Source organism: Ruegeria sp., assembly GCF_965199275.1.
In the GTDB taxonomy this organism is placed as follows: Bacteria; Pseudomonadota; Alphaproteobacteria; order Rhodobacterales; family Rhodobacteraceae; genus Ruegeria.
This window is the reverse complement of sequence record NZ_CBDAQX010000021.1, coordinates 62,861-87,719: the sequence shown is the minus strand read 5'-3', so window position 1 is coordinate 87,719 and position 24,859 is coordinate 62,861. Positions and strand designations below refer to the sequence as shown.

General features: G+C 56.8%; 24 protein-coding genes, 1 tRNA gene and 1 pseudogene. 14 read left to right on the top strand and 12 right to left on the bottom strand.

Annotation, left to right across the window (positions count from 1 at the left end; translation table 11 throughout):
- Positions 1-12: 12 nt before the first annotated feature.
- From sufB to ACOERD_RS15140, 7 genes are all read left to right on the top strand, one after another.
- Positions 13-1,533, top strand: coding sequence for a Fe-S cluster assembly protein SufB (gene sufB, locus ACOERD_RS15170; protein WP_170764253.1), 1,521 nt, complete (start codon positions 13-15; stop codon positions 1,531-1,533).
- 72 nt (positions 1,534-1,605) lie between these two features.
- On the top strand, positions 1,606-2,361 hold the full coding sequence (gene sufC, locus ACOERD_RS15165; RefSeq protein ID WP_170373689.1) for a Fe-S cluster assembly ATPase SufC: 756 nt from the start codon (positions 1,606-1,608) through the stop codon (positions 2,359-2,361).
- Positions 2,361-3,641: a Fe-S cluster assembly protein SufD gene (gene sufD, locus ACOERD_RS15160; RefSeq protein WP_419739592.1), complete on the top strand. Its 1,281-nt coding sequence runs from the start codon at positions 2,361-2,363 to the stop codon at positions 3,639-3,641. Before sufC ends, sufD begins: the two co-directional genes overlap by 1 nt.
- A 1-nt stretch (position 3,642) precedes the next feature.
- Positions 3,643-4,128 carry a YIP1 family protein gene (locus ACOERD_RS15155; RefSeq protein ID WP_419739591.1) on the top strand — a complete coding sequence of 162 codons (486 nt, stop codon included), beginning with the start codon at positions 3,643-3,645 and terminating at the stop codon, positions 4,126-4,128.
- Positions 4,125-4,685: a Yip1 family protein gene (locus ACOERD_RS15150; RefSeq protein ID WP_419739590.1), complete on the top strand. Its 561-nt coding sequence runs from the start codon at positions 4,125-4,127 to the stop codon at positions 4,683-4,685. The genes ACOERD_RS15155 and ACOERD_RS15150 overlap by 4 nt, the downstream gene beginning before the upstream one ends.
- 11 nt (positions 4,686-4,696) lie before the next feature.
- Positions 4,697-5,917 carry a cysteine desulfurase gene (locus ACOERD_RS15145; protein ID WP_419739589.1) on the top strand — a complete coding sequence of 407 codons (1,221 nt, stop codon included), beginning with the start codon at positions 4,697-4,699 and terminating at the stop codon, positions 5,915-5,917.
- Positions 5,918-5,983: 66 nt separating this feature from the next.
- A tRNA-Arg gene (locus ACOERD_RS15140) sits at positions 5,984-6,060 on the top strand.
- Positions 6,061-6,374: 314 nt separating this feature from the next.
- On the opposite strand, the gene ACOERD_RS15135 is transcribed toward ACOERD_RS15140, so the two are convergent.
- Complete coding sequence (locus ACOERD_RS15135) at positions 6,375-6,614, bottom strand: hypothetical protein (protein WP_419739588.1); 240 nt, start codon at positions 6,612-6,614, stop codon at positions 6,375-6,377.
- On the opposite strand from ACOERD_RS15135, the gene ACOERD_RS15130 reads away from it, so the two are divergent.
- Positions 6,607-8,349: an IS1634 family transposase gene (locus tag ACOERD_RS15130; protein WP_419737624.1), complete on the top strand. Its 1,743-nt coding sequence runs from the start codon at positions 6,607-6,609 to the stop codon at positions 8,347-8,349. The two genes, ACOERD_RS15135 and ACOERD_RS15130, sit on opposite strands and share 8 nt — an antisense overlap.
- Positions 8,350-8,355: 6 nt before the next feature.
- Here ACOERD_RS15130 and ACOERD_RS15125 read toward each other — a convergent pair whose 3' ends face one another.
- The 11 genes and pseudogenes from ACOERD_RS15125 to ACOERD_RS15075 all read right to left on the bottom strand — a co-directional run bounded on the left by ACOERD_RS15125 (position 8,356) and on the right by ACOERD_RS15075 (position 19,945).
- Positions 8,356-9,321, bottom strand: coding sequence for a recombinase zinc beta ribbon domain-containing protein (locus tag ACOERD_RS15125; protein WP_419740148.1), 966 nt, complete (start codon positions 9,319-9,321; stop codon positions 8,356-8,358).
- A gap of 51 nt (positions 9,322-9,372) precedes the next feature.
- Positions 9,373-9,711 (bottom strand): annotated as a pseudogene (locus ACOERD_RS15120) (recombinase family protein); the annotation flags it as partial.
- 208 nt (positions 9,712-9,919) lie between these two features.
- Complete coding sequence (istB, locus tag ACOERD_RS15115) at positions 9,920-10,651, bottom strand: IS21-like element helper ATPase IstB (protein WP_419737606.1); 732 nt, start codon at positions 10,649-10,651, stop codon at positions 9,920-9,922.
- Positions 10,638-12,146, bottom strand: coding sequence for an IS21 family transposase (gene istA / locus ACOERD_RS15110; protein ID WP_419737605.1), 1,509 nt, complete (start codon positions 12,144-12,146; stop codon positions 10,638-10,640). Before istA ends, istB begins: the two co-directional genes overlap by 14 nt.
- Positions 12,147-12,390: 244 nt before the next feature.
- On the bottom strand, positions 12,391-12,753 hold the full coding sequence (locus ACOERD_RS15105) for a hypothetical protein (RefSeq protein WP_419739587.1): 363 nt from the start codon (positions 12,751-12,753) through the stop codon (positions 12,391-12,393).
- Between the two features lie 219 nt (positions 12,754-12,972).
- Complete coding sequence (locus ACOERD_RS15100) at positions 12,973-16,002, bottom strand: type I restriction endonuclease subunit R (RefSeq protein ID WP_419739586.1); 3,030 nt, start codon at positions 16,000-16,002, stop codon at positions 12,973-12,975.
- Positions 16,003-16,195: 193 nt separating this feature from the next.
- Positions 16,196-16,768 (bottom strand): hypothetical protein, encoded by a 573-nt coding sequence (locus ACOERD_RS15095; RefSeq protein WP_419739585.1) that lies wholly within the window; start codon positions 16,766-16,768, stop codon positions 16,196-16,198.
- Positions 16,768-17,304 carry a restriction endonuclease subunit S gene (locus tag ACOERD_RS15090; RefSeq protein WP_419739584.1) on the bottom strand — a complete coding sequence of 179 codons (537 nt, stop codon included), beginning with the start codon at positions 17,302-17,304 and terminating at the stop codon, positions 16,768-16,770. The genes ACOERD_RS15095 and ACOERD_RS15090 overlap by 1 nt, the downstream gene beginning before the upstream one ends.
- Before the next feature lie 11 nt (positions 17,305-17,315).
- Positions 17,316-17,990: a restriction endonuclease subunit S gene (locus ACOERD_RS15085; protein WP_419739583.1), complete on the bottom strand. Its 675-nt coding sequence runs from the start codon at positions 17,988-17,990 to the stop codon at positions 17,316-17,318.
- 2 nt (positions 17,991-17,992) lie between these two features.
- Positions 17,993-19,567 (bottom strand): type I restriction-modification system subunit M, encoded by a 1,575-nt coding sequence (locus ACOERD_RS15080; protein WP_419739582.1) that lies wholly within the window; start codon positions 19,565-19,567, stop codon positions 17,993-17,995.
- A complete protein-coding gene (locus ACOERD_RS15075; RefSeq protein WP_419739581.1) occupies positions 19,568-19,945 on the bottom strand; it encodes a type I restriction-modification system subunit M N-terminal domain-containing protein in 378 nt (125 codons plus the stop codon).
- Positions 19,946-20,407: 462 nt separating this feature from the next.
- Here ACOERD_RS15075 and ACOERD_RS15070 point away from each other — a divergent pair, with 462 nt between their 5' ends.
- The 6 genes from ACOERD_RS15070 to ACOERD_RS15045 all read left to right on the top strand — a co-directional run bounded on the left by ACOERD_RS15070 (position 20,408) and on the right by ACOERD_RS15045 (position 24,853).
- On the top strand, positions 20,408-21,238 hold the full coding sequence (locus ACOERD_RS15070; RefSeq protein WP_419739580.1) for a DUF2285 domain-containing protein: 831 nt from the start codon (positions 20,408-20,410) through the stop codon (positions 21,236-21,238).
- A 93-nt stretch (positions 21,239-21,331) separates the two neighbouring features.
- Positions 21,332-21,541 carry a hypothetical protein gene (locus ACOERD_RS15065; RefSeq protein WP_419739579.1) on the top strand — a complete coding sequence of 70 codons (210 nt, stop codon included), beginning with the start codon at positions 21,332-21,334 and terminating at the stop codon, positions 21,539-21,541.
- Positions 21,542-22,051: 510 nt separating this feature from the next.
- Positions 22,052-22,675 carry a hypothetical protein gene (locus ACOERD_RS15060; RefSeq protein WP_419739578.1) on the top strand — a complete coding sequence of 208 codons (624 nt, stop codon included), beginning with the start codon at positions 22,052-22,054 and terminating at the stop codon, positions 22,673-22,675.
- Between the two features lie 90 nt (positions 22,676-22,765).
- On the top strand, positions 22,766-23,791 hold the full coding sequence (locus ACOERD_RS15055) for an IS110 family transposase (RefSeq protein ID WP_419739577.1): 1,026 nt from the start codon (positions 22,766-22,768) through the stop codon (positions 23,789-23,791).
- Between the two features lie 275 nt (positions 23,792-24,066).
- Complete coding sequence (locus ACOERD_RS15050; protein WP_419739576.1) at positions 24,067-24,441, top strand: hypothetical protein; 375 nt, start codon at positions 24,067-24,069, stop codon at positions 24,439-24,441.
- 82 nt (positions 24,442-24,523) lie between these two features.
- Positions 24,524-24,853, top strand: coding sequence for a ParB/Srx family N-terminal domain-containing protein (locus tag ACOERD_RS15045; RefSeq protein WP_419739575.1), 330 nt, complete (start codon positions 24,524-24,526; stop codon positions 24,851-24,853).
- Positions 24,854-24,859 lie beyond the last annotated feature (6 nt).

Genomic DNA, 24,859 nt, shown 5'->3' with positions numbered 1-24,859 from the left:
GGAGGGTAAACAATGGCCGCTTTGGACCAGACCCAGGTAAAAGAGGGTGTCGATCAGGAAACCGTGGATGCGGTACGCGAGGTCAGCACTTATAAATACGGCTGGGAAACCGAGATCGAGATGGAATACGCGCCCAAAGGCGTGAATCCAGATATCGTTCGACTGATCTCGGAGAAGAACGAAGAGCCCGAATGGATGACCGAATGGCGTCTGTCGGCCTTCGAACGCTGGACCAAGATGGAAGAGCCGAAATGGGCCATGGTCAACTACCCTGAGATCGACTTTCAGGACCAGTATTACTATGCCCGTCCGAAATCTATGGAAGAGAAACCCAAATCTCTGGACGATGTCGATCCCAAGCTTCTGGCGACTTACGAAAAGCTCGGTATCCCTCTGAAAGAACAGATGATTCTGGCAGGTGTCGAAGGCGCCGAGGATATGCCCGCCGAGGGTCGTAAAGTGGCCGTCGACGCCGTTTTTGACTCGGTTTCCGTTGGTACAACTTTTCAAGCTGAACTGAAGAAGGCAGGTGTCATTTTTTGCTCGATCTCGGAAGCGATCAAAGAGCATCCTGAACTGGTGAAGAAATATCTGGGCACCGTGGTTCCGGTGTCAGACAATTTCTATGCCACTCTGAACTCGGCTGTATTCTCGGATGGTTCGTTCGTTTACATCCCACCGGGCGTCCGCTGCCCGATGGAACTCAGCACCTATTTCCGTATCAACGCGGAAAACACCGGCCAGTTCGAGCGCACCCTGATCATCGCTGATAAGGGTTCTTACGTGTCTTATTTGGAAGGCTGCACCGCACCTCAGCGCGACACAGCACAGCTGCACGCGGCCGTAGTCGAGATCATTGTCGAAGAAGACGCAGAGGTAAAATACTCAACCGTTCAGAACTGGTTCCCCGGCGACGAGAACGGCAAGGGCGGCATCTATAATTTCGTGACCAAGCGCGCCGATTGCCGTGGGGATCGCTCCAAGGTGATGTGGACGCAGGTGGAAACCGGCTCGGCCGTGACGTGGAAATACCCGTCCTGCATCCTGCGTGGTGAGGAAAGCCAAGGTGAATTCTACTCGATCGCGATTGCCAACAACTACCAGCAGGCCGATACCGGCACCAAGATGGTTCACTTGGGTAAGAACACCAAGTCGCGCATCGTCTCCAAAGGCATCAGTGCGGGTAAGGCACAGAACACCTATCGTGGACTGGTCTCGATGCACCCGAAAGCCAAAGACAGCCGCAACTACACCCAGTGTGACAGCTTGCTGATCGGCGACAAATGCGGGGCGCATACTGTTCCCTATATCGAGGTCAAAAACAACTCGAGTCGCGTTGAGCACGAGGCGACGACCTCGAAGGTGGACGACGATCAGCTTTTCTACTGTCGTCAACGTGGCATGGACGAGGAAGAGGCCGTGGCGCTAGTCGTCAATGGGTTCTGCAAGGACGTGCTGCAGGCGCTGCCGATGGAATTTGCGATGGAGGCCCAGCAGTTGGTGGCCATAAGTCTCGAAGGGTCTGTGGGTTAAACCCAAGCTTCTCTGAAATCAGAATTTACGCGGGGGCCGCGCGCCCTCTTGCGATACGCAAAAGGACAAAACATGCTGGAAATCAAGAACCTGCACGTACAGCTTGAAGAAGAAGACAAGCAAATTCTTAAAGGTGTGGACCTGACGGTCGAGGCTGGCAAGGTGCATGCGATCATGGGGCCAAACGGCTCGGGCAAGTCCACGCTCAGCTATGTGCTGTCAGGGCGCGATGGCTATGAGGTCACCGAAGGCTCGGCCACTCTGGACGGTGAAGACCTGCTAGAGATGGAGCCGGAAGAGCGCGCCGCAGCTGGTGTGTTCCTCGCCTTCCAATACCCGGTTGAGATCCCGGGCGTCGGCAACATGACCTTCCTGCGAACCGCTGTGAACGCGCAACGCAAAGCGCGCGGGGAAGAGGAGCTATCGGCCGCGGACTTCCTGAAACTCGTGCGCGAAAAGGCGAAATCGCTGAAGATCGACGCGGATATGCTGAAGCGTCCGGTCAATGTCGGTTTCTCGGGCGGTGAGAAAAAGCGCAATGAGATCCTTCAGATGGCGATGCTAGAGCCCAAAATGTGCATTCTGGACGAGACCGACTCGGGCCTCGACGTGGATGCGATGAAGCTGGTCTCCGAAGGCGTGAACGCGCTGCGGGATGAGGGCCGTGGTTTCCTGGTCATCACCCACTACCAGCGCCTGCTGGACCACATCAAACCGGATGTCGTTCACATTATGGCCGATGGGCGTATCGTGAAATCGGGCGGTCCTGAGCTGGCGCTGGAAGTTGAAAACAACGGCTACTCCGACATTCTTGCCGAGGTGAACTGATGGCCTTACCGCAAGCAAAACAGACCGCAACCGAAGAGCGTCTGACCTCGTTGACAATGCCTGATCCCGGCTGCACCAAGGCCGCGCGCCAAGGGGCTTTGGCCCGAGTGCGCGAAATGGGGCTGCCAAGTCGGCGCGATGAGTACTGGAAATACACGCGTCCGGATACGCTGGTCTCGGCCGATGCGCCCAAGGCTGCCATTTTCGACTCGGGCGAGCCGATGGTGTTCAACGATGTCGATCGGCTGCAGATCGTGTTCGTCGATGGTGTGTTCGATGCCGAAGCCTCGGATGATCTGAGCCTCGAAGGGGTCAAGATCGACCGGCTGGAGGATATCTGCTGCAAGGATATCCACTGGGCCAAGGATCTCTACGGCAAGCTCGAGGAGCGGGGCCAAACCCCGGTTCAGCGCCCTCTGGCCGCTTTGAACACCGCATTCGCGACCGACGGCGTTGCCATCCATGTAACCGGCAAACCGTCGAAGCCGATCAATCTGGTGTACCGGCACGAGTCGGAAGACTCGGATGCGATCCTGCACCACGTGATCCGCGTGGAAAGCGATGCCGAGGCCACGATCCTCGAGGCTGGTCCGGCCGCGTCGCGCTTCAACAAATGCATGGAGATCGACATCGCCGACAACGGGACTTTGCACCACGTCCGGGCTCAGGGCCGCGATCACGAACGCCGAGCCGTGACCCATATGTTCACGCGTCTTGGTCAGGAATCGACTTACAAGTCGTTCACTCTGACCGCCAACGGAGTGCTGACCCGTAACGAGCAGGTGGTAGAGCTTACCGGTGACGATGCAGTGGCCCATGTGGCCGGTGCCTGCGTCGGGGACGGTGACTTTCACCATGACGACACCGTTTTTGTCACCCATGACGCGGTGAATTGCGAAAGCCGACAGGTGTTCAAGAAAGTCCTGCGCAACGGCGCGACAGGCGTGTTCCAAGGCAAGATCCTTGTGAAGGAAGGCGCGCAAAAGACCGATGGCTACCAGATCAGCCAGTCGCTTTTGCTAGACGATGACAGCCAGTTCCTCGCCAAACCCGAGCTTGAAATCTACGCCGATGACGTTGCCTGTTCGCACGGGTCGACCTCGGGCGCGATTGATGAGACCGCCTTGTTCTACCTGCGCTCGCGCGGGGTTCCGATGAAGGACGCCACCAATATGCTGACGCTGGCTTTCCTTGCCGAGGCGGTGGATGAGATCGAGGACGAAACACTGGCCGAAGAGATCGTGACCCGTCTGGAAGGCTGGCTTTCGCGTCACAGCTGATATGCCCGTCTCATCAGATATCGTCGCCACATACCGGGGGCCGGGGCGCGTTGTGCGCCGGCTTCTGGATATGGGGCCGCGCGAAGATAGGGCGCTGATCTTCGTCATGGCCTTTTGCGTGGTGTCTTTCATCGCGCAAATGCCCAGCTTAGCGCGCCGCGCGCATCTGGAGCAGGTCGAGTTGAACATGCTTTTGGGCGGAGCACTTTTGGGCTCGGTCTTCATCCTGCCGCTGTTCTTCTACACGCTGGCTTTGGTGTCTCATTGGGTCGCGCGACTGGTGGGCGGGCAGGGCAGTGCCTATGGTGCCCGATTGGCATTGTTCTGGGCGCTCTTGTCCTCAGCACCTTTGGTTTTGCTTAACGGACTGGTCGCCGGGTTCATAGGCCCTGGTCCGACTCAAACTTTGGTCGGATTGATTTGGGTTGCCGTTTTTGTCTGGTTCTGGTTATCCGGATTGCGACAAGCACAAAGGTCGGCTGAATGACGATACCTCCCCTGGGCCCGCTGACGAGCCTGACGCTCAGAAAACCTGCCGAAGCGGCGCGACAGATTTTGGCCCTCAACCCGGGGCGAGAGGTTCTGTGGTTGGCATTCTTTCTGGCCGTTGTCCTCAATTGCATCGCGCAGATGGGCATAGATATGTCGATCGCCGCATCGGGTGGCCCGACTGTATCCCAGTCGATTCCGGTTGTGCTGATCCGGTCTGCCGGGACGATGCTGTTCAGCATCCTGGCTTTTCTCTATGTCGGGCGTTTTCTGGGCGGAACGGGGCGTTTTGAAGATCTGATGATCCTGACGATCTGGTTGCAGTTTCTTCAAATCGCAGCGCTGGTCGCGACCCTCGCGCTGAGCTTGATCGCGGTCGCTTTGATGGCCCCTCTGATCTTGGCGACGGCCATCTACAGCCTCTACATAACGCTTCATTTTCTGAATGAGGCGCACAAGTTTGGGTCTCTGGGCAAGTCCTTTGGTGTCATATTGTTGTCGGCGTTGCTGGCGGTACCTTTTGTCCTATTTCTGAACCCGTTGGGTCCTGTCTAGAAAGATCTCTCATGTATGATGTGCAGAAAACCCGGTCCGATTTCCCGATCCTGTCGCGGCAGGTGAACGGCAAACCCCTGACATATCTGGACAATGGCGCGTCGGCGCAGAAACCTCAGGTCGTGATTGATGCCGTAACGCGCGCCTATGCCGAGGAATACTCCAACGTGCATCGCGGGCTTCACTACCTCTCGAACCTCGCGACCGAGAAATATGAGTCCGTGCGCGGCACCGTTGCGCGTTTTCTAGGTGTTGCGGATGAGGATGAGATTGTTCTGAACTCCGGCACGACCGAGGGGATCAATCTGGTCGCCTATGGCTGGGCCATGCCGCGGCTTGAAGCGGGGGATGAGATCGTCCTCAGCGTGATGGAGCATCACGCCAACATCGTGCCCTGGCATTTCCTGCGTGAGCGTCAGGGCGTGGTCCTGAAATGGGTCGATGTTGATGCGGATGGCGGACTTGATCCGCAAGCCGTGATTGACGCGATCGGCCCCAAAACCAAACTGGTCGCGGTCACGCAATGTTCGAACGTTTTGGGCACCGTGGTCGACGTGAAGGCCATCGCCGAAGGCGCGCATGCCAAGGGCGTGCCGGTCTTGGTTGATGGTAGCCAGGGTGCGGTTCACATGCCAGTTAACGTGCAGGATATCGGCTGTGATTTCTATGCCATCACTGGGCACAAGCTCTATGGCCCCTCGGGTTCCGGTGCGATCTATATCAAATCCGAACGCATGGCCGAAATGCGCCCCTTCATCGGCGGCGGCGACATGATCAAAGAGGTCAGCAAGGATCAGGTCATCTACAATGATCCGCCGATGAAGTTTGAGGCCGGCACACCGGGCATCGTCCAAACCATCGGACTGGGCGTTGCGCTAGACTACATGATGGATCTGGGGATGGCAAATATCGCGAGTCACGAGGCAGGTCTGCGCGATTATGCCATGCAGCGTTTGAACGGTCTGAACTGGCTACAGGTTCAGGGCACACGGCCGGACAAGGCCGCGATTTTCAGCTTCACGCTGGATGGGGCGGGGCATGCGCATGATGTCGCGACGATTCTCGACAAGAAAGGCGTCGCGGTTCGCGCCGGTCACCATTGCGCTGGTCCTTTGATGGATCATCTTGGTGTTACGGCCACTTGCCGCGCCAGCTTTGGCCTCTATAACACCACGGATGAGGTCGACACCCTGATCGACGCGCTTGAACTGGCGCATGATCTCTTTGCCTAAACCTGGGCCCAGCCGGTCCGTTTTCCAGTTGCACCCGGCTCGGAACAAGGTTAGTTAACGGCCAAGGCACCTGTAGCTCAGCTGGATAGAGCGCTGCCCTCCGAAGGCAGAGGCCAGAGGTTCGAATCCTCTCAGGTGCGCCATTTCACAATTTTGGGTCATATTCCCCAAAACCCTAAAAGGTTCAGTGACTTGCGGGGTTCGAAACCCCTGTTCCCGGCGGTAGGCCATACGGTCTGCAAATGTCAGCCTGAGGACCGTTTTGCGCAGGTGCATTTGTCCTGAATTCCAGAGATTCCAAGGGTTTGATAGGAAGGTGAACGCGAGTTCGAACATTTCATCGAAAGCTCGTTTCGGCTTGCCTCGGTTTTCAATATCGTCGTTTACGACCAGCTTTTGTCTTTCAAGGGCCGCTATCCTGTTTTCGTAAGCGGTAATGACGGACGCATTGTCCGTTTCAACGATTCTTTCCAGCAGTCGGTCGATCTGCTTCTGGAGCTTTGCGGCTTCCTTTTTGCGGGAAGCCGCTGCGTGCTGGGTTTGCAACAGTTTCCTGACTTCCGACCTTTTTGTTGATCTGACTGGGTTTTTGGTTTGTTTTCAGGTGTGGTTGCTCAGAGGCGCGTTGTAGTGCCCCATTATTATAAAAAGTATTGACATGGGCCTTCAGATGGCTAACCTCTTCGCCCATGTTCATCCGCACCAAACATGACGCAAAGCTCAACCGCACACGGATCCAGATCGTTGAATCCGTCCGCACCGGCTCCAAGGTACGCCAGAAGATCCTGCGCCATGTGGGTGTGGCCCATAACGACAGCGAGATTGAGGATATCAAGCGTCTGGCGGGCCGCTTGATGGAGCAATTACGCATTGATCGCTCGCCGCAAATGGAACTGTTCACGCCCACGGAATATGCCGATCTGCAGGCGCTGGTGCGCCGCGCTCCGCGGCCGGACAAGCTTGGCGTTGATCTTGCCGAGTGCCGTGAGGAGGCGCGGGTCTCTCTGGGTCTGCGGGATGTCATGGGGACGATGTATGACCAACTGGGTTGGGGGGCCCTTCTGGGGGCGGCGCGTAAAAGTGCCAATCGCATTGTGAAAGAGCTGGTTATGGCGCGGATCGCACAGCCCGAGAGCAAGCGCGCGACCGTGGAGGCGTTGGAGAACCAGGCAGGCATCACGCTCAATCTGGACGTGGTCTATCGGAGCATGGATTACATCAATACGCCGGTGATAGACGGGATTTGCAAAACCTCTCACGCGGCGGCAGAGAAGTTGCTGGGCGGGCCAGTGACCGTGCTGTTCTACGATTGCACGACCCTGGCCTTTGACACCGAGCGCGAGGACCCGGCCGAGGATGCGGACGGGGTCGAGCAGGATCATCTTCTGGCCAAGGGCTTCAGCAAGGATGGCAAGCATCACCGCGCTCAGGTCATGCTGGCGCTGATCGTCACCTCCGATGGGCTGCCTGTGGGCTATGAACTCTTCCCGGGAAACACCTGGGAAGGTCATACGCTGGAAGCTGCGCTGAAGGCGTTGGAGGGACGCTTCGACGTGGCCAGGGTCACGTTCGTGGCCGATGCCGCCATGCTCAGCAAGGACAACCAGCAGATGTTGCAGAACAAGGGTCTGCCCTACATCCTCGGCTATCGCATGAAGTCCGCCCCGGCCGCCGTGAAGGCGAACATTTTGAGCCCGGAGGGACGCCAGCCTTGGGCTGGACACGGTTCTGAAGAGGCAACCGAGAAGGGCTGGTACAAGGTGATCGACCAGGAGGGAGCGCGGGTCATTGTGACCTGGTCACCCACCCGGGCACGCAATGATGCCCACAAGCGCGACAAGGCAATCGAAAAGCTGCACAAGAAGCTCAAGCGCTCTCGCAAACCCGGCAGCTTCAGCAGCCGGGGATATGGCCGCTTCCTGGCCTTCCCCGACAGCGGGGACGTCACGCTGGATGATGCAAAGATCAAGGCAGCGGCACAATGGGACGGGCTGCATGCCATTGTTGTTCATGGTGCGGACGAACTGGAGGCACAGGACGTCATTGCCCGCTATCACCAGTTGTGGGAGATCGAAGCCTGCTTCCGCACCAACAAGCACGATCTGAAAATCCGGCCCATCTATCACTGGTCGCCGCGTCGGGTCCGGGCCCATATCGCCATCTGCTACATGGCCTTCTGCTGCCTGCAGCACCTGCGCAAGCATCTGGACCTGCTCGGACACCCGATGAGCCCGGCTCGTATCCGCAACGAGTTGAACGCATTGCAGCTCTCGATCCTGCGCCACAAAGGCACCCCTGACCGCTACGGCATGCCAAGCCATGCCACGGTCGATGCCAGACGCATCCTCACCTGCGTCGGCCTGACCTGGAACGAAGCCCCTTTCAAGATACCCCCCGGGCGCACCCGAAAAACTGGCCAGACCAAAGCCTGAGCTCCCTCAACACTCCGAAACAATCGCTGGCGAAAAAAGTCCGTGTAGTGCCTTTTGGCAACCAAGGCATAATAATATCAATGACTTATACGAAAAAATGTCGGAAGTCAGGAGATTCCAAGGGTTTGATAGGAAGGTGAACGCGAGTTCGAACATTTCATCGAAAGCTCGTTTCGGCTTGCCTCGGTTTTCAATATCGTCGTTTACGACCAGCTTTTGTCTTTCAAGGGCCGCTATCCTGTTTTCGTAAGCGGTAATGACGGACGCATTGTCCGTTTCAACGATTCTTTCCAGCAGTCGGTCGATCTGCTTCTGGAGCTTTGCGGCTTCCTTTTTGCGGGAAGCCGCTGCGTGCTGGGTTTGCAACAGTTTCTGGTTCCAGGCATCCTTGAACATGGCCTTCGCGAGCGAAAACAGGTTTTCTGTTGGTTGTATGGCTTTGAGGATACCCTCGAATTCGCCTTCCAGCCGGTCCCGGGGAATTGATTTGCGATTGCTGACACACGCCTTGTTGTAACAAAGATAATAGGGGTGTTTCCTGCCGGTCTTGCTTTTCGACCAGCATGCGGTCAGTGGCTTATCGCAGTCACCGCACCGGATGAACCCGCGCAATGGAAAATCCTCGTTGATGTCCTTACGGGCTGGAGCCCTTGCGCCTTCGCGTAACCTTGACTGAATTTTCTCGAACGTTGCAAAAGTGATCAGACCCTCATGGTGACCTTTTCGCAAGGATACATTCCATTTGGGAACCTCGACGAAACCGGCATAGATGGGCCGCGTGAGAATGTCCTTGACCCTCTGGTTTCGGATCTCACCGTTCGGCAGGTCTTTGGGAAAGTCTGGCTGACGCTCCAGAAAACGCTTGACCTCGACCTGGGCATCGAAACGACCGGAAGCAAATCCTTCAAGCGCTTCCTGAAGGACCGAGGCATGGGGTTCGTGCCGGACCAGAAGCTTTCCGTGTCCGGCCATGCGCTGGTACCTGTAGCCGACGGGCGCCTGAAAGCACCAGTAGCCGTTAAGCGTGCGGGCCTTCATGCGATTGACGGTTTGTTCGGCGTTTTTCTGGCGCTGATGTTGCGAGACGCTGGCGAGCATATTCTCGACCAGTATGGAGTCGGAATCTTCGCCGAATTCAATCGACGGGCTTCTGAGGACACCGCCGGCCTCACCGATCGCGGCACGCAGTTGCAGATGTGCCTCGATCCCGCGGGCCAGCCTGGAGATATCGTCGATGATGACGACGATCGGTTCCCGACCCCTGTGTTTACTGAGGAATGCGAGCATCGCCTTCATACCGGGGCGGGTTGTGAGCGACCCGCTCAGATCGTCGGTAAAGGTTTCTGCAACAACCAAACCCTTGTAGCGAGCATATTGTCAATCGGCATTGAATAATGACCCCCCATCGGCGTCCAAATTTGACCCCCCTTGGAGCTAAGAGGGGCGTTGAGGGGGTCGTGTTTAGGTTGATTCAGGAGGGGGTGGACAGCAGGTCAAACCGAAAAGAGAGCGTAGCTCGACTGAAGGTTTGACCTGCTGTCTGTTTTGAATTTATTCCCCGATTTCGAGGTTAGTCGCGGTGGTTAATTCGCCAGCTTTCGTTCCCGGTTTCGATGATATCGCAATGGTGTGTCAGTCGATCCAGGAGAGCAGTGGTCATTTTGGCATCTGTGAACACACTCGGCCATTCAGCAAATGCGAGGTTGGTTGTTAGCAGAATAGACGTTCGCTCGTACAGTTTGCTGATGAGATGGAAGAGTAATCGTCCACCAGACTCTGCGAACGGCAGATAACCGAGTTCGTCTATAATCACGAGGTCGACGCGGATCAGCTGCTCGCTGAGCCGCCCGGCGTTGCCTTCGCGATGTTCAGCCTCCAGCTTGTTCGCGAGATCCACAGCGCTGAAGAACCTGACCCGCCGGCGGTTATTGACCGCGTGGCCCCCGATCGCTGTTGCGAGATGCGTTTTGCCCGATCCGGTTCCACCGACCAGCACGCCATTCCTGGCCTGGTCCATAAAATCGCCGTCATGAAGATTGCGCACGACTTCCTCGTTGACGGGGCTGACCGTGAAGTCGAACTCAGGTAAGGACTTGCAGACCGGGAACTTTGCGGCACCCATCTGATACCGGATCGAGCGCGCAGTCTTTTCGGCCAGTTCGGCCGTGAGGAGTTCGGCCACGACCTGTTGGGGCCGCCAGTTGTTTTTGGCTGCGGCCTGCATCACTTCGTCAAAGCAGTTGACGATGCCTGGCAACTTCAGTTGACGGGCAAGTTCGAGAATTTCCTTACGCAGTTGCATGGGAGCCTCCAAGCCTGTCATAGCGAGCGCAATCCGCGATCGGTGCCATTTTCAGCTGCAGGTGGGCAGGCGGCTCAATCGCCTTTGGCGGCGGGGGATTGGTGCGCCGAGAGACAATGTTCAGGATCGCATCGGCCTTGCGCAGGCCAGATTTTAGAGCTTCTTCGCAGGCAGCCTCGACCACATCAATGTCGTGCTGGTAAGCAGCGAAAAGAATATCGGCAAGTTGCCGGTCTCCGTCGGATGTGCCCCGCAGATGGGTCCAGATCTGCGTCATTGCCGGTGGTAGGTCCCAGTCACGGAACGGTGCTCCATTGCGCAGAGCGCCAGGCTTGCGCTTGAGGACGGGCACATAGTGCCAAGGGTTGAAGATCGTTTTTCCTCGGCCGAAGCACCGTTCGTGCTCTCCGACAATCTCACCGTCTTGGCGCAGGACAATCCGCGTGGCGTAGACCTGCAACTGGACCTGACGTCCAACAGCTCTTGCCTCAACGCTGTATTTGTTTCTTTCGAAGTTGATCAGGCAGGTTCGGCTCACGGCGACCGTCTTTTCACGGAACCCGACGAAGGGCTTCTGCAGATGCGTCAGCAGCGGCTTTTCCTGCTGGAACTCCTCCCAGACCGTCACCTCCAGGTTTTCCGGATGCCGCAGTTCTTTTGCGCGTTTGATCGCGTCTTTTTGCAGCCGGGCATTCAATTCATCGAAGTCGGCCACCTCCAGACGCGGTGTAAAACTATAGGCGCGGCTCTCCTTGACCAGATTCTCAACCTGACCCTTCTCCCAACCGGCCGCGCGCGTACAGGCGATCGGGTTCACCAGATGATGAGAACACATCCGGGAGAATGCCTTGTTGAACTTTCTTTCCTTGCCCGACAGGATCGCATCGACGGCGGTCGTCATGTTATCGTAGATCCCGTTGATGCAGCCTCCACCAAAGAATTTGAAGGCCTCGTCGTGGGCATCAAAGACCATCTCCTGCGTCTCGCGCGGATAGGCAATGGAGAATGGCATGCGGCTATGGCAAAGTTTGAAATGGGCAACCTTCACGGTCGTGAGTGCACCGTCCATCAAAACCGTCTCCACACTCCAGTCGAACTGGTACGCCTCCCCAGGATCAAAGATCAGCGGGATGAACGCCTGCGCCTGTTGTCGGCCGTGCGCAATGCGCCAATTCTTTGTGTAGCGTCGAACACTGTCATACCCGCCGCCAAAACCATCATCGGAGAGTTCCTTCCAGATTTTGGTCATCCGCTTGCGGTGTTTCTTCGGAAGCGCCTCGTTCTCCTCAAGCGTTTCATCCAGACGCGCGCGCCAAGGCCCGAGCACCGGGTATGGCTGCGATTTGCGCTCATATTTGAACTCCGTCACTCCCGATCGGATTATCTTTCGAACCGTTGCACGGCTCAAATTGAGCGAACGGCAAATTTCCTTGATGCTCTTTTTTTCGATCAGGTGTAAGCGACGCACTTTTCTAATAGTTTCCACGCAAATCATCCCGCTTGCCTCTCCATCGACTGCTCAATGAAAAGGATGTCTACAACCATAGGGAGGGGTCAAATTTGGACGCCGATTTCCCCGCTTAGGGGGTCAAAATTGCACGCTTTTCTACAAGCATATTCCGAGCAGCGTGTTGTTTGTGATCCGAGACCGTCTCCGACTTTTGCCTGTTTGGCGGACGAGACACGTGCGTAAATGACGGCTTTGGTGCCAGGTGAAATGTCTTCATCTGTAGTTGGTATCATGGGCTCAGGTCTTCCTCTTGGGCCATCTTTCTATCCTGCGGGTCGCTGGCGGCCACAATGTCTTGTTTGGTGTCTCTCGGGTTCGAAGATACTATGGCCACCGTCGCATCCGTAGTCTTTCCTGCTGGCTGCTCACAGGCTTGTTGTAACGGATGGACCCCGAAGCCGAGATCGACGAAGTCGACGATGATGGTCCAGAGTGCCTTCAGGAATTCCCGTTTCTCGTCGTCCGTAAGGTTATTGTCCCGCAAAAAGCGTTCATACCGCTCGCAATCCACTGACAGGACCGGTCGGTCCGATGTATCGTCGGAAGCCGGTTGACCAGTCGGGCCCGTTTCGAAATTTTCGGTTTCTACCATAGTCATCCTCACTGCGGAAATCCTTGCCAAAGGATCGCCCGGGGTGTGAAAAACGCCTATGGCCCTTATGTAAGTTCAACCGCTCCCTTAATCGCCCGACCGGCCAGAAACGTGCGCCGCCATGGTGATGTTGAGCATTGAACAGTGGTGAGGTTGCTGGAATGAGGCAGGTGTTATGGTCGGCGATCATCGTTGCGAAGAGAGTGTTGCGTGCCATATTCAGAGCCCGAAGAAGCGGTCGAAAAATGTGCTGAGCTTGTCCAGCACAGTTTGCTTCTTCACCGCGTGGTCGTTGTTTTTGTTGAATCTCGAAACTGGTGGCAAGATTTTCATGATGGCCTTACCGGTGACCGGGATCGCGCCGTCGCGGAACGCATCGTCAACAAATGCCTTTGTCTCTTCGGCATCGAGACTTTCGTTCGCGATGATCCGGTCAAGTTCCGCCGCCTTTCTGGCCGCAATGAAGGCAGCCCACTCTGCATCGACCCTCGTGTTTGCTGAAACGGAATCCACAAACTGTTCGATGAGGTCTTTCTTGTTGCGCAGGCTCGGGCTGGCATTGACTGCACGCCCGATTGTCTCCCGGATTTCCTTATCTTCGCCCGTGCCTTTCTTCCGCAGGTACTTTTCGACCAGCATCAGAATGTAATCGACATTGACCTCGACCTGCTTGATCAGTTCGATCTCGAATACCACATCGTCATTGATCGACTCTTTTTCCGCTTCGGAAGCGCTGCGGAACTCGGCGTAGAGATTCAGATACAGGCTCTGGTAGTCCTGAAACTCACGGTCGTTGAGGATTTCGTTGCCGGCAAAATCATCGAATGCCGTGAGAATATTTTTCAGCCGCAGGATCGCGCCAAACAGCTTGATGAACTCTTTCTGATCTGCTTCGCCCGCAACACCCACGTTGAGTGGAAACGTTTCGAGCAATTCCTCTATGAGCGTCCGGTACTCCTCGTAGTATTCTCCGTATGGTTTCAGGAGCACGATACCCTTCGCATCCTTGTTCCCGAAAAGCGCCAGGGCCTCGTTGGTTTCCTGGTCAAGATCGCGAAAGGAAACGATGTTTCCATATGTCTTGACCGAATTGAGGATGCGGTTGGTGCGCGACCAGGCCTGGATCAGCCCGTGGGTGCGCAGGTTCTTGTCCGCCCATAGCGTGTTGAGCGTGGTGGCGTCAAAGCCGGTCAGGAACATGTTAACCACAATTACCAGATCCAGTTCGCGCTTTTTGAGACGCTCCGAAACATCCTTGTAGTAATTCTGAAACTTGTCAGCCGATGTATCGAAGCTGGTGGCGAACAAGGCATTATAGTCCCTGATCGCATCCCCCAGAAAATCTCTCGACCCTTGATCCAGTCTTTCGGTCTCAAACGCTTCCTCGCCCAGCAAACCATCGCCCTCCTCTTCGTTGGCGGCAAAGCTGTAGATCAGAGCAATCTTCAGTTGCCGGACGAGTGGAACACCCTGCTGTTGTTTTGCGAACTCGGTGTAGTAGCGTTTTGCGGCTTCGATGGAGGCGGTGGCAAACAAAGAGTTGAAACCAGCCAGACGCTTGCCGTCATGGCGGTAGTGGGTTTGTCGCCTGGTTTTCTGATCAAAGTGTTCCCGGATGTAGCTGACGACCTGGGTGATGCGCTCAGGAGCCATTAACGCCCGCTCCGTGTCAATGGCCGATACCTTTTTATCTTTGAGGCCTGGCGATGTCTTGATCGTATTGATGTAGTCGATCCTGAAGGGCAGAACATTCTTGTCGTTAATGGCATCGACGATCGTATAGGTGTGTAGCCTTTCTCCAAATGCCTGTTCGGTTGTGCGCCTGCGCGGGTTACCGTGAGTGCCTGCGTTGTCGGCAAAGATCGGCGTGCCTGTAAAGCCGAACAGGTGGTGGCATTTGAAGACTCTTGTGATGTCGGCATGCATGTCGCCGAACTGGCTGCGATGGCACTCATCGAAAATCACCACCACATGTGCATCATAGACCGGGTGTTTTCTGTTCGTTGCCACGAAGCGGCTGAGCTTCTGGATAGTCGTGATGATGATGCGAGCGTTCGGGTCTTCCAGTTGCCGTTGCAGCACCGCTGTCGACGTATTGGAGTTGGCAGCCCCTTTCTCAAAACGTTCATATTCGCGCATGGTCTGGTAATCCAGATCCTTGCGGTCAACCACAAAGAGCACCTTGTCGATGTCCGGCAGGTCGCGGGTGAGTTGTGCGGCCTTGAAGCTGGTCAGCGTCTTGCCGCTGCCCGTCGTGTGCCAGATATAGCCGCCCGCCGCCGTTGTGCCCAACTGCCGATGGTTCGTGCTGGTTGCGATGCGTTGCAGTATCTTTTCGGCCGCCACGATCTGATAGGGCCGCATGACCAACAGCTTGCGGTCCACATCGAACACGCAGTAGCGGGTCAGGATGTTCAACACTGTATGCTTGGCGAAGAAGGTTCGGGTAAAGTCGGTCAGGCCGGTGATAGGCTTGTTTCTGGCGTCGGCCCACCAACTGGTGAATGCAAAGCTGTTGGATGTTTTCCCGGGCTTGCGTCTGCCGCCGCGCTGTTCAGCGATATGCCCGTCGCGGACCGTGTTGCTGTAATACTTGGTTAGCGTGCCATTGCTGATGACGAACAGTTGCACATACTGAAACAAGCCGGACCCGGTCCAGAAACTGTCGCGCTGGTAGCGGTTGATCTGGTTGAAGGCTTCGCGGATATCCACGCCACGGCGTTTCAGTTCCACATGCACCATCGGCAGGCCGTTCACCAGCACCGTCACATCATAGCGACCCGCCCGTGCTCCCTCGGTATCGTCCCCTGCCTCATACTGGTTGATGACCTGCAGACTGTTATTGTGAACATGCTGCTTATCGATCAGGCGAATGTTCCTGATCGTGCCGTCATCCCGGTTGAGGACCTGAACATGGTCTTCCTGGACCCGCGCGGTCTTTTCCCTGATGCCGTCGTTTGCTGCGGAAATGGATGCGCCAAAAAAACGTTCCCACTCCGAATCAGTGAATGTCATCCTGTTGAGCGTTTCCAGTTGGCGGCGCAGATTAACGATCAGGTCGGACTCCGAGGTAATCGGAAGATATTCATAGGCCTGTGCTTGCAACTGTCTGATAAAGACCTGTTCCAGTTCGGCCTCCGACTGATACGCCGTTTCCCGTACTTCATTGGCAAGGTATTCGGCAACGACCGTACTTTCGCTTGAAAGCGCAACCGGTTCGATGCGGTATGACGCGATGTCTTCGTTCATGCAGGTTTCCGGTGCCTGGGGCCTGGGGCATGGTCCGGCGCATCCTCACCCATTCCGACGGGTTGGCCGTTCTGCCAGATGACAGCATATTGACCCAGACGCCGCTTTCTCTCCAAGTCTTTACGAACGGCCAGGCGAAGCGTTTCCAATTGCCATTGTCCTTCTGGCGAAGGTGTGGGTTTTTGTGTTGTGTTCATTGATGGCTCTCCTCAAGCAGAAGCTGGTAGTAATCGTCGTGGATAATATGCCGGTCTTTGCCGTGTTGCTCGAACACCAATACCGGGCTTTCGCCATCGTTCATGAAGCACGTACAACTGTCGACGCGATGGCTGAAATCGTCAAGCAGGTGACGCAGGCTGCGCGGAAAGCGCCGCTTCACATCCGCTACAGGAACATCATGCCCGCCATGGGCGACGCGCTCAGCCACGCGCTGTTTCGACATCCCGACACCGGGCAAGGCCAGATAGATCAACGCCACCCGCCAGCCTTCGGCTTGCAGGCGCTTGACCAATCGCAGATAGGCACGCCCCGCCAATGTGGTCTCAAAGGCAAAATCCTCGCGCGCGGCGATGCGTTGTTCGATTTCCTGCAGAAAGATACGACTGGCAGCAACAAATTTTCGTTCCGGTGCGAGCGGGGATAAGCCAGCGGCGATCAGGTCGGCATTGATAAAACTTGCACAGCCCGTCACCAGCGGCAGGTATTCCAGCGCGAAGGTGGTTTTGCCGGCACCGTTCGGCCCGGCGATGATCCGGCAAACCGGCATCAGGCCGCCTCCCTGAACGTGAGCAACCGGTCTCGGTAGTATTCATACTGTTTGCGGCGGGCCGCGATTTCGGCGGGCAGGCCACTGGAAAGATCATTCACCAGCGCGTCGAACTTGTCGAGAATAGCGACGATGCGGGCCTGCTCGGAAAGAGGTGGGACTGGAATGCGAATTTTCGACATGGCATTGCTCATCAGCTTCGGATTGCCCATGCCTTTACTCACATGACGTTTGGTCAGCCGCCCTAACGTATAATACAGATACTTGGGAACGACTGTGTTGTCGTCTTCAACTTTGAGAAAGCCACAAACATTGGTGATGCTGAATTTCTCGCCGCCGTGATAAAAAACTGATCCGGCATTGGCACCATCGGTTGTCCATGTGATGGATTCAAAATCATAGTCATAGGTATCAATGAAGCCAAAGATACCTTCGTTGCCGGTTTGCGACGAGTAGACCGGATATGGCCCGGCATGGTCCCTCAGATAATCCCTGGACATCACCCGGCCACGATTTATCTTGCAAATCTCACCCAATGTCGCCCACCTTATTCTTGCTTGCTTGCTTGCTTGCTTGCTTGCTTGCTTTCGGCAGTAGTGTGCTCATCGAAGGTCAATAGCGCGTCGCGGTAGTACTGGTACTGCCGCCGACGCGCCTCAAGTTCAGCCTCAAGTTCAGCCTCAAGTTCCGTGAAAGTGTCGAGCACCTTCACGATCTCGCGCTGTACTTCAAGAGGGGGGACGGGGATGCGGATTTTCGCGAGGCTCTTTGCTGAAACATCGACTACCTTCGCTCCGAAGGCCCATTTCTTTTTCTGCGCAAAAAACTCCGGTGTGCGAAAATAATAGGATAGGTACTTTGGATTTTGCTGGTGCTTGATTACCGTTGCATGGCCGCCTGTTACGATTTGAGAATTCCCAAGCCAGGCAACAGACTTACAAACATCCTCAAGATTTTCGCTTGTGTTCGTAATTATGAGATCGCCTGGATCGACTTTTGCCAAAATCTCTGCCTTTTTAGGCGGCACAAAGGAAATCGTATCTGTGGCCCAAATTCCGTAGCGCGTGTAGATCTGACCGTAATGGATACATCCAACTCCAGTCTCAACAAAATCTGACTTCGGCATTCCGTTCCCACGAACCAATTCCGCGATTTCTCCAATCTCTTTAAGCTCCACCCCCTCCGGACAATACTCCGCAATCAGGTCGTCAATCCGGCTCATGCTCAGTTTCCCTCCAGGTCAGCCACGATGGCGTCGATCTGCGTCCGCAGTTCTGATTGTCTTGAAACGATGCGGACTATCTCGGCGTTAAGCTCAGCGATGTCGATTTCCTCTCGGTCATCCTTCTGTTCGACGTAGGAGGATACGGAAATGTTGTAATCATTTTCGGCAATCGTTTCGTTTGGCACCACTTGCGCGAAATGTTCGATGTCCTTGCGGTCGTTAAAGGCATCCAAAATCTTTTTCTGGTGTTCCTCAGTGAGTTTGTTCTTGTTGCCGCTGCGCTCGAACTCTGCCGATGCATCTATGAACAGCACGGCATTGTCGGATTTGGATTTCTTCAGCACGATGATGCAGGTCGCGATGGTCGTGCCGAAAAAGAGATCGGGCGGCAACTGGATGACGGCGTCAATGTAGTTGTTGTCAATCAGATACTGGCGGATTTTCTGTTCGGCCCCGCCGCGATAGAGCACGCCGGGAAACTCGACAATGGCCGCCGTGCCATTCACCGCCAACCAGGAAAGCATATGCATGGTGAAGGCCAGATCGGCCTTGCTCTTCGGAGCCAGTACACCCGCCGGGGCATAGCGCGGGTCATTTATCAACAGGGGGTTGTCCTTGCCGTCCCATTTGATTGAATAAGGCGGATTGGAGACGATGGCTTCAAAAGGTTCGTCATCCCAGTGCACCGGGTCGGTCAGGGTGTCGCCATGGGCGATGTCGAACTTCTCGTAGTTCACATCATGCAGGAACATGTTGATGCGGCAAAGGTTGTAGGTGGTCAGGTTGATCTCCTGACCGAAGAACCCCTGGCGCACCTTGTCGTGCCCCAGCACCTTGACGAACTTCAGGAGCAGCGACCCGGAACCGCAGGCCGGGTCGTAAACCTTGTTGATCTCGTCCTTGCCCACCACGGTGATGCGGGCGAGCAGTTCGGACACCTCCTGCGGGGTGTAGAACTCGCCACCTGACTTGCCGGCGGTGGAGGCGTACATCTGCATCAGATATTCGTAGGCATCGCCGAACAGGTCGATGGTGTTTTCGCTAAAACTGCCCGACCCGTTGGAGAGCGGCAGATCACCGATGGCTTCCAGCAGTTTGACCAGCTTCTCGTTTCGCTTGGCCACCGTTGCTCCGAGTTTGCTTGAGTTCACATCAAGATCATCGAACAGGCCCTTGAAGTCGTCTTCGCTGTCGGTGCCTGCCGCAGACCCCTCAATGTCGGCAAAAATCCGGCTCAGGGTTTCATTGAGATTGTCATCAAGTCTTGCCCGTTTCCTTACGTTCGCGAACAGTTCTGACGGCAGAATGTAGAATCCTTTTTCCCTGACTGTCTCTGTGCGACCAAATTCGGCATCTTCGTCACTCAGGGCAGCGTAGTTAAAGCGCTGTTCACCCGCCTTGCGCTCCTGCTCATTGAGATAGCCGGTCAGGTTTTCGGAGATGAAGCGGTAGAACAGCATGCCGAGGACATAGCTTTTGAAGTCCCAGCCATCGACGCTGCCGCGCAGGTCATTGGCAATACGCCAGATGGTCTTGTGCAGTTCCGCACGCTCAGTTTCCCTGGTAGTACTCATTCAGCCTGCCCTTTGTAACCTTCCTGCCGCATCGCAGCGCCGATTCCATCCGCCTATCACCCAATATATAGACATTATCTGTTCTCCTGATCCGTGTTGCCCGAGGAGCCGGCATCTTCTCCTTTGGTCGATTGCTCTTTCGTCCATTGATCGATTTCGCTCTTTCGGAATCGCCACGCTCCCCCCACCCTGAAACCTGGCAATAATACAATCGAGGCGGCGTAGCACGACGAAGGGCAGCACGACCTTGCCGTATTCCGACTGTTTGAAATCTCCGCGCAGAATATCCGCGACCGACCACACGAAGCCATCTAGATTTCTGACATTCTCGCTGGCGGCTGTCGGTCCGTTTCCTTCGTTCTGGCTGGCACGTGCCATTTAGTCCCCCGTCTTTCGACCTGCTTTTGTGTCTCGCGTAGTCACCATTGGCTGTACGGTCGGCATGATATGTTCGGCCTGCCCGGCAATAAAGCTGCGCATGAACTCACGGAGTACCTGCGCGGCAGGGCGGTCCTGATCCCGGCATGCGTCAACGAAGGCACGGCGCAACTCTTTGTCAATCCTGATCTTGAATGCAACGTCCTTGCGAGCCATGAGACAAGTACACCCTTTGTACATACAAATAGGTACCCATAATACATATCGCCGTTTGCAGATCAATACCGGATAAACATACCGGGTAAACAGAATTCCGCGGGTCGCGCGCAGACGCGTTTCCCTTGCCGTATCGGTCATACTTGATACGGGCGGCGGAGGCGCAGACACACAGACAACGAACAGATCGCCGCCGTTTCTTTCTCTGCTCGCCTTCGGCAGGCGACTTAAGAGGAGGAAACGCCCATGCAGGAGAAGGAATCCGAGCCCGGCATAAGTCCATGCGCCGACTGGCGCAACCCCGACCATTACCGACCGCTGCTGGCAGGCGACCGGCATCGCTGGGCCGGCGAATGGCTGCGGCGTAATCCGGCGTTTGTAGCCGATCTGACCGGTCTGTGCTGCTGCCCTTTCGACACAAGCAGCCATGTCATCTGCGACATGGACTGTCCGCTTGCCCCTTGGGGCGTGCGCTGTTGCCGCGTCGTGGGCGGCGGACTGTTCTTCTGGCTGGCGTCGTGCAATCCGCAGGTGTTGCAGCTTGAGGCAGGGCCGCTGATCGACCCCCTGGCCGCTACAGTTCCCGACAATCCGGATGCGCTCTGCTGCGGCCGCCTTCCGTTGCTCAGGGGTGTTGTGCGGGGCGGTGACGGCCAGCATCTTCTGTTCAGCGATGGCGCCCGGCACCTGCAACTGATGGTGACTGGCGGGGATGCGCTTGCCGGTCCGGTGCTGCCGGGCTGCACCCTGCGCGGCCTGACGGAATTCGGCAACAAGCCGCTCAGCGTAAGCCGCCTTTACGGCCTGGCGCACCGGGGCCGGTTGCTCAGGCGCCTCTGGGTGCCCGAACGCCGCGCGCCGCGCTGGGTTCTGATGCTGCGCGCCCTGGACGGGGCGGCGTCCGGGGCGAGCCAGTGCGAGATCGCCGGCATCCTGTTCGGGAGCCGGGCGGCAGGTCAGGACTGGGATGCGGGCTACCGCACCCGCGTCCAGCGTCTGCTGGCCGGAGCACGCACCATGGTGCGGGGCGGTTACCGGCAACTGCTGGACCCGCAGGGGAAACCGGTACCGGAGTGAGCGGTCGGAGCGAGAGGCCTGTCCAGGGCGGGTGAAGGGCCGGCGGCCAGTAGAGAGCCTGTTTGTCCGCAACCCGAAATAGGAGACTTCCCGATGTTTCAACCTGTCAGAACGAGCGCTGCACTCGGCATGGTGTTTTTTGTCCTGGTGTCCTTCTGGCCCGCGCTTGATGATGAACATTCCGGTCTGGCCAATGTGATCAATGCAGATACGATCGAGATCGCAGGCAACGAGTACCGCCTCTACGGGGTCGATGCCATGGAGATTGACCAGACCCGCCATTGCCGCGATGGTGCCGCCTGACCCTGCGGCAGAGAAGCAGCCGCGCTCGCCGCATTCCTCTACGGTCGCCCGGTCAATTGCGAGGTCTGGCAGAACACGACCCCCGATATTCAGGACCGCTATGTCTCGGTCTGTTATGCCGGAGGCGAGGATCTGTCCGAATGGGTCGCGTGGAACGGCTGGGCGATTGCCGACCGGGACGCCAACCGGCTCTACAACTACACCGCCGCCGAGGGTAGGCGCGGTTTCTTGGCAAGGGCATCTGGACCTGCACCTTCGAGCTACCCGCCACATGGCGGCGCAGTCGCGCAGGAGGTCGGTCATGAACGTGTTGTTTCCGCCACCGGCTGATCCGTCCGCCATCCGGCTGCGGGTGCTGTCGCTCGGGGCCGGGGTGCAATCGACCACGCTGGCGCTGATGGCGGCCCATGGTGAGATCACCCCGATGCCGATTGCGCTGTCTTCGCCGATACCGGCTGGGAGCCGAAGGCCGTCCATGATCATCTTGCCTGGCTGCGCTCGCCGAACTTGTTGCCGTTTCCGGTGCATGTGGTCTCGAACGGCAATATCCGCGACGGGCTTGTGCGTTGCGCACGCGGTGAGCACTGGGCCTCAATCCAGGCCTTTACCCGATCCGCATCCGGCAAGATCGGCATGATCCGCCGCCAGTGCACGACGGAGTATAAAATTGTGCCAATCCGGCGCAAGGTTCGCGAGATGGTCGGGATAGCAGGGAAACATTCGCCCAAACACCCGGTCGTCGAGCAATGGCTTGGCATATCCTTCGACGAAATCGTACGCCTGAAAATGTCGATGGAGCCGTGGCGGCGGATGCGCGAGGAAGATCCGGAATCCTGGGACGACGCTGTCGCCATCGACCGGCTGACCCGGCCATCATCAAACTGCGCGGTGAGGTTTTCCTGCACCGTTCCTGCCTGCCGCTCAATGATGCCGACATCGACACACTGGCGGACAAAGGACAGCTCGATATCTTCGCTGATGAATGCGACGGCATGTGTGGCGTGTAGTGCTGTTTCCCCCTTTCATCTTTTCCGATGCTGGCCGTTCCCGATTTCCGGGGGCGGCCTTTTCCCAATGACGGGTCGACAGGCGTGCAACGGGTCCGCGCCGCCCGTCGCGGCAGATCATTCATGATAGTGTGGATACCCCCGCCCAAGGCATCACAATGTGCCAGATGCCGTTACATTGGACGGCATCGATATAGAAAATGGAGGAGGTAACCACATGTCGGAAGTTAGCGTCATCGGCGTTGATCTTGCAAAGCAGGTTTTTCAGGTGCACGGGGCGCGCGCTGACGGCTCGGTTGCCTACCGCAAGAAATTGAGCCGCGCCCAATTCATGCCGTTCCTGGCCGAACAGCCCGAATGCACGGTTGCAATGGAAGCATGTGCCACAGCGCATGGCTGGGGTCGTGAGATCGGCCAGCTGGGCCATGAGGTGAAGCTGATTCCACCTCAGTATGCAAAGGTGTATGTCAAACGTCAGAAAAATGACAGGGCGGACGCGGAGGCGATCGCCGAGGCGGCATCCCGGCCGACCATGCGGTTCGTCGAGGTGAAAACCATAGAGCAACAATCTCGGGCCATGCTGTTCCGGTCCCGCAAGATGTTCATCGGCCAGCGCACGCAATCGATCAACGCCCTGCGCGATCATCTTGCCGAATACGGCGTGATCGGTCCGAAGAGCAAGGCCGGGCTGAAAAAGCTGATTGCTGCGCTGGACGACGAAAGCAACGGCTTACCCGACCTCGTGCGCGATACTGCGCGGATGTACCTTGAGCACATTGAGGCGCTGTCGGCCAGGATTTCCGATCTGACAAACCAGTTCAAGGCTGAGGCAAAATCATCCGGCAAGGTGCGAATATTGACGACCATGCCGGGCGTCGGGTTGCAGACCGCTCTGGCGATCGAGGCCTTTGCCCCGGACATGAGTTGCTTCAAACGAGGGCGGGACTTTGCGGCCTGGCTCGGCCTGGTGCCAATGCAACACTCGACGGGCGGCAAGGACCGGCTCGGCAAGGTCTCGAAGATGGGGCAGAAGGACATTCGAAGCCTGTTGATCACCGGGGCCATGTCGGTGATCACCGCAGCGACGCGGTTTGGTGTCCGCAAGGGCAGCTGGCTTGCCAGAATGCTGGACCGCAAACCGAAAATGTTGGTCGCGATCACACTGGCCAACAGGATGGCGAGGGGTATCTGGGCCATGCTGACAAAACAGGAAAATTATCGGAATCCGGAGGCAGTGGTGTAAGCGCGACTCGCGCAACGCCTCGCCCCGGCATCCGGGACGTGTGAAGAGATCGACGAATAGCATGGGAGATTACTGATCGGAAAGATCCGGAGCGGGAAAACCATTTCTACGCAACAGGCGTCGAAGCATTCATTCATGATTTGGACCCGCCTCCGCGCATCACCATACCGGCCCGCGGTCATCAAAGCGCCGCAACATTGAGGCCTGATATATGACCGCATCCGATCACACGCTTATACCGTTCAAAGATCGCTTGACACTGGGGGTATCCATATATGCGCAATCTTGATGACAGCGCCGATATCGCCAAAGTGCATCACTGGGCACTCGCCACGTTGGGTGGTCATCTGACGGTCGGCCGCGGCGGCTTTTCGCTGCACTATCTGAACGCAAGCCTCTCTGGCTATGAATGCGAAACCGTCAAGGTCCAGGCCATTGCCGCCGGGCTGCCGGTGATCGATAGTTGCTGCGTCAAGTTCGACCGGGTAATGAAGCTCGCCATCAGCGGTCCGATGATCGCGGTCGGAAGAACCCCCGATCCGGAACCTCGGCACGCCTTTTCCTGTGCCCCGCTGATCGTGGTGGCGCAGTCCTGCGCGACGGCGGGGGCGGAGGTCTGCAATCCCGACCTGAACCAGTCAGTGGCCTGAAAGTGAGAGGGAAGTTCGGGTTTTCCGTGAACGGGTTGGAAGGGGAAAGAAGGCTTTCTCCGCCCGTTCTGGAGAAACCGACATGGCAAGCCCCAAAAACACATCCAGGAAAATCACCCTGTCCCGGTCCCGGGATATTCCCTTCAACAAGCTGGTGCTTTCAGACCGCAACGTCCGCCGCGTTCAGGCGGGCGTGTCGATCGAGGATCTGGCCGAGGATATCGCCCGGCGCACGCTGTTGCAATCCCTGAGCGTGCGGCCCATCCTTGGCGAGGACGGTCAGCCTTTGGACCGATATGAGGTGCAGGCGGGTGGGCGCCGTTACCGGGCGCTGGAGCTGCTGGTCAAGCAGAAGCGTCTCAATAAAACCGCGCCCGTCCCCTGCGTCATCCGCGAAGACGGCATTCTCTAAGAGGAC

What these genes read in the sequence shown, in the direction of transcription:
- sufB (WP_170764253.1), top strand. Translation starts at nt 13, where the DNA reads ATGGCCGCTTTGGACCAGACCCAGGTAAAAGAGGGTGTCGATCAGGAA.
- sufC (WP_170373689.1), top strand. Translation starts at nt 1,606, where the DNA reads ATGCTGGAAATCAAGAACCTGCACGTACAGCTTGAAGAAGAAGACAAG.
- sufD (WP_419739592.1), top strand. Translation starts at nt 2,361, where the DNA reads ATGGCCTTACCGCAAGCAAAACAGACCGCAACCGAAGAGCGTCTGACC.
- ACOERD_RS15155 (WP_419739591.1), top strand. Translation starts at nt 3,643, where the DNA reads ATGCCCGTCTCATCAGATATCGTCGCCACATACCGGGGGCCGGGGCGC.
- ACOERD_RS15150 (WP_419739590.1), top strand. Translation starts at nt 4,125, where the DNA reads ATGACGATACCTCCCCTGGGCCCGCTGACGAGCCTGACGCTCAGAAAA.
- ACOERD_RS15145 (WP_419739589.1), top strand. Translation starts at nt 4,697, where the DNA reads ATGTATGATGTGCAGAAAACCCGGTCCGATTTCCCGATCCTGTCGCGG.
- ACOERD_RS15130 (WP_419737624.1), top strand. Translation starts at nt 6,607, where the DNA reads ATGTTCATCCGCACCAAACATGACGCAAAGCTCAACCGCACACGGATC.
- ACOERD_RS15135 (WP_419739588.1), bottom strand. Translation starts at nt 6,614, where the DNA reads ATGAACATGGGCGAAGAGGTTAGCCATCTGAAGGCCCATGTCAATACT.
- ACOERD_RS15125 (WP_419740148.1), bottom strand. Translation starts at nt 9,321, where the DNA reads ATGGCCGGACACGGAAAGCTTCTGGTCCGGCACGAACCCCATGCCTCG.
- istB (WP_419737606.1), bottom strand. Translation starts at nt 10,651, where the DNA reads ATGCAACTGCGTAAGGAAATTCTCGAACTTGCCCGTCAACTGAAGTTG.
- istA (WP_419737605.1), bottom strand. Translation starts at nt 12,146, where the DNA reads ATGATTTGCGTGGAAACTATTAGAAAAGTGCGTCGCTTACACCTGATC.
- ACOERD_RS15105 (WP_419739587.1), bottom strand. Translation starts at nt 12,753, where the DNA reads ATGGTAGAAACCGAAAATTTCGAAACGGGCCCGACTGGTCAACCGGCT.
- ACOERD_RS15100 (WP_419739586.1), bottom strand. Translation starts at nt 16,002, where the DNA reads ATGAACGAAGACATCGCGTCATACCGCATCGAACCGGTTGCGCTTTCA.
- ACOERD_RS15095 (WP_419739585.1), bottom strand. Translation starts at nt 16,768, where the DNA reads ATGCCGGTTTGCCGGATCATCGCCGGGCCGAACGGTGCCGGCAAAACC.
- ACOERD_RS15085 (WP_419739583.1), bottom strand. Translation starts at nt 17,990, where the DNA reads ATGAGCCGGATTGACGACCTGATTGCGGAGTATTGTCCGGAGGGGGTG.
- ACOERD_RS15080 (WP_419739582.1), bottom strand. Translation starts at nt 19,567, where the DNA reads ATGAGTACTACCAGGGAAACTGAGCGTGCGGAACTGCACAAGACCATC.
- ACOERD_RS15075 (WP_419739581.1), bottom strand. Translation starts at nt 19,945, where the DNA reads ATGGCACGTGCCAGCCAGAACGAAGGAAACGGACCGACAGCCGCCAGC.
- ACOERD_RS15070 (WP_419739580.1), top strand. Translation starts at nt 20,408, where the DNA reads ATGCAGGAGAAGGAATCCGAGCCCGGCATAAGTCCATGCGCCGACTGG.
- ACOERD_RS15065 (WP_419739579.1), top strand. Translation starts at nt 21,332, where the DNA reads ATGTTTCAACCTGTCAGAACGAGCGCTGCACTCGGCATGGTGTTTTTT.
- ACOERD_RS15055 (WP_419739577.1), top strand. Translation starts at nt 22,766, where the DNA reads ATGTCGGAAGTTAGCGTCATCGGCGTTGATCTTGCAAAGCAGGTTTTT.
- ACOERD_RS15050 (WP_419739576.1), top strand. Translation starts at nt 24,067, where the DNA reads ATGCGCAATCTTGATGACAGCGCCGATATCGCCAAAGTGCATCACTGG.
- ACOERD_RS15045 (WP_419739575.1), top strand. Translation starts at nt 24,524, where the DNA reads ATGGCAAGCCCCAAAAACACATCCAGGAAAATCACCCTGTCCCGGTCC.